Source organism: Nocardioides sp. NPDC057772, assembly GCF_042798075.1.
Lineage (GTDB): Bacteria > Actinomycetota > Actinomycetes > Propionibacteriales > Nocardioidaceae > Nocardioides.
Genome location: NZ_JBHVKN010000325.1, coordinates 1 through 3,311 on the forward strand (window position 1 = coordinate 1; position 3,311 = coordinate 3,311).

At 68.8% G+C, this 3,311-nt stretch carries 2 protein-coding genes; both read right to left on the reverse strand.

Annotated features, from left to right (window positions below; genetic code table 11):
- Window positions 1–1,135, reverse strand: a 1,135-nt coding sequence (locus ACFVJS_RS27110) for a beta-galactosidase (RefSeq protein ID WP_378886659.1), incomplete at its 3' end; no start/stop codon positions are given.
- Window positions 1,132–3,311, reverse strand: a 2,180-nt coding sequence (locus ACFVJS_RS27115) for a rhamnogalacturonan lyase (protein ID WP_378886660.1), incomplete at its 5' end; no start/stop codon positions are given. The genes ACFVJS_RS27110 and ACFVJS_RS27115, both read right to left, overlap by 4 nt.

The window sequence follows — 3,311 nt, forward strand, 5'->3', positions numbered from 1 at the left end:
CCGCGGTCTCGGTCCCGGCGTGGGGAACCATCCCGGAGTGGTACTTCTCGCCACCGGCGGCCGACTGCCGCCACTGGAAGAACATCACCGCGTCGGCGCCGCGGGCGACGTGCTGGAGCGAATTGCGTAGCATCTCGCCCGGCTCCTTCGCCCGGTTGCGGGGCTGCCAGTTGACCGCGCTCGTGGAGTGCTCCATCAGGATCCACGGCTGCCCACCCGCGATGCCGCGGGTCAGGTCGGCGCTGAGCGCGAGCTCGACATGGGCGTCGGCATCGGCAGCCATCAGGTAGTGGTCGTTGGCCACCACGTCGAGGTCGCCGGACCAGGAGAAGTAGTCCATCCACTTGGTGTGCGTGGAAGCCATCAGGTTGGTCGTCGTCGGCACGTGCGGCGTCACCTCGCGCAGCACGTCCCGCAGCGCCCGGTAGTGCGTCCGGAGCTCGTCGGAGGAGTAGCGCGCGAAGTCGAGCTGCTGGGTCGGGTTGACCTGGGCAGGAGACGTACGTGGCGGGAGGATCTCCTCGAAGTCGTCGTAGCGCTGCGACCAGAAGGCCGTCCCCCAGGCCTGGTTGAGACGGTCGATGGTCTCGTAGCGGTCGCGGAGCCAGCGGCGGAACGCGGCTGCCGCGTGTTCGGAGTAGTCGTGGGGAACGTGGCAGCCCAGCTCGTTGTCGACGTGCCAGAGTGCGAGCGCCGGATGATCCTGATAGCGCTCGGCCATGGTGCGGGTCATCTTCAGCGCGTAGTCGCGGAAGAGGGGTGCCGAGACCGCGTAGGCCTGGCGGCTGCCGGCGTGCAGGACCGTGCCGTCGGCGAGCTGCGGGAGCAGCTCCGGATGCTGGCGAGTCAGCCACGGCGGCGGTGAGGCGGTCGCCGTCGCGAGCGCGACCTTGATCCCGGCCTCGGCGAGGCGATCGAGCACGGCGTCGAGCCAGCCGAACTCGTACGTCCCCTCCCGGGGTTCCAGCCAGGACCACGAGAAGATCGCGACACTGACCAGGTTGACCCCGGCCGCCTTCATCAGCTCGACGTCCTCGAGCTGGACCTCCAGCGGCCACTGCTCCGGGTTGTAGTCGCCGCCGAAGGCCAGGCCCTCGACGCCGAGGGGCCAGGGGCGTACGTCATTCGTCGTCATCGGCCCACCGGAACCTTCGACCAGTCGATGTCCGAGCCGAGGTAGAAGCTCGTATAGGCCGGCTGGTTGTAGGTGGTCTGCTGGCGTGCGGTCTCGGCGCGGTACTGGGTGTCGTGCATCAGTGTGTAGAGCTTGCGGTCGGTGACCTGGGTGCTGGTGTAGATCCGGATCGCGGTGCTGTCGGCGGTGCGGACCAGCAGCTCCTCGCGCCAGTCGCCGTGGACGTCGGCGACCAGCGACGGGTTGCCCTTGGTGCCGTTGTTGGTGAGGGTGCCGGTCGCGGTGAGGACGGTGCCGTCCTGCCAGTCATCGATCGTCGGGGTCACGGCCTCGGCCCCGTTGACGATCTGGGTGGTCATGTCGGCGGCCCACTTGATGTTCATGTTGGTGCCGGGCACGGCCGTCGCGAGCTGGCGACCGTCGGAGCTGATCAGCCCGCTCGCCTCGGTTCCGCCGGGCATGCTCGACCACACCTCCAGGCCCGGGCTCTCGGGGATGACGTCCCCGACCATGCCGCGGCCGGTGTCACGACCGGAGTAGGCGCCGAAGAGCACCTCGCCGGTCTTTCCGTCGCGGAGAGCCATGCCGTACGGCGCCCCGGTGGCGCCTTCGTGCACCATGAAGACCTCCTTGCCGGCACGCTGCGGGTCGATGTCGGTGACGTGCATCGCGTCGCCGTGACCGAGCCGGACGTACGCGCCGGGGTTCTTGCTGCCCTCGGGCAGGGTGCCGAACGAGGAGCTGAGCAGGCTGCCGTCGTCGTCGATGGTGGCGGCGCCGTAGACGATCTCCATCCGGCCGTCGTCGTCGACGTCGGCAGCGCTCAGCGAGTGCGCGCCCTGGGTGGTGATCGTGCCGTAGACCGGGTCGCTGCCGTCCTTGTCGTGGGGGCTGTCGTCGAACGGGTTGCTCATCGGGGTGTGGCCGCTGTCGACGTACCACCGCTCCTTCAGCCTCTCGCCGTCCCAGTCGTAGGCGACCAAGGTCGAGCGGGTGTAGTAGCCGCGGGCGAAGATCGCCGAGGGGTGGTTGCCGTCGAGGTAGGCGACCCCGGAGAGGAACCGGTCGACGCGGTTGCCCGGCTCGATCCGCGACATCGCGTAGTCGCCCCAGAGCAGGCCGTCGTCGCCGCGCCCGGGCTTGTAGCGCACCGTCTGAAGCTCCTTGCCGGTGGCGCCCTCGAAGACGGTGAGGTATTCGGGGCCGTCGACGATGAAGCCCTCGAACGTACGCAGGTCGTTGCGGCTGCTGCGGGCCGGGGCGTAGACGTCGATGAAGTGGTCGGCCAGCGCCTTCGCGTCCGCTTCGGAGAGCGGATAGGGGTAGCGCTTCTCGATGCCGAAGGCCTCCTCCAGCGTCGCGGGCCAGTTGCCGGCCTTCACCTCGGGGTGGTCGTGCCAGCCACGGAACATCTCGACGACGTGGTCGTAGTAGTCGGCCGCGCTCATCCGGTAGTCGTCGGTGTTGGCGTAGCCGGCCGCGATGTCCTCGCGGAGCATCGTGATGTGCTTCGAGCTCACCGGCTGGTTGTCGCGATAGCGGATCGCGCGGGTGCCGGGCGCGGTCTTGGTCATGATCTCGGCCTTGCCGTCGCCGTCGAAGTCGTAGACCAGGAACTGGGTGTAGTGGGCGCCCGCGCGGATGTTGACGCCGAGGTCGATGCGGTGCAGGAGGGTGCCGTCGGCCTTGTAGGTGTCGAGGTAGACCGGGCCGGTGTAGCCCTTCTGGGAGACATCCTTGGAGTTGCTGGGGTCCCACTTGACGACGTACTCGTAGGTGCCGTCGCCGTCCACGTCCCCGACGCTCATGTCGTTCGCGCGGTAGGTGTAGGTCGCGCCTGTCGGAGTGACGCCGTCGGCAGGCTTCTGCAGAGGCAGCTCGTCGTAGGCCTGCTTCGTCGGGGTGGCCGGTTCGCTCATGTCGCCACGCTCCCCGTCGACGACGGGACGGACCTGGTATCTCGAGGTGGCCATACCGGCGGTGTCGAGGAAGTTGGTGCTGTCGGTGACGGTCGCGATGCGACGGCCGTCGCGGAAGACCTGGAAGTCGGCTGCCTCCAAGCCCTGCGCGGTCGCGCCCGTGGTCTCGGCCTTCAGCAGGCGCCAGCTGAGGAAGTTGCCCTCGGCGCCGGGGACGGCGACGAGACCGCGGTCGAGGTCCTCCAGCTGCGGTGAGG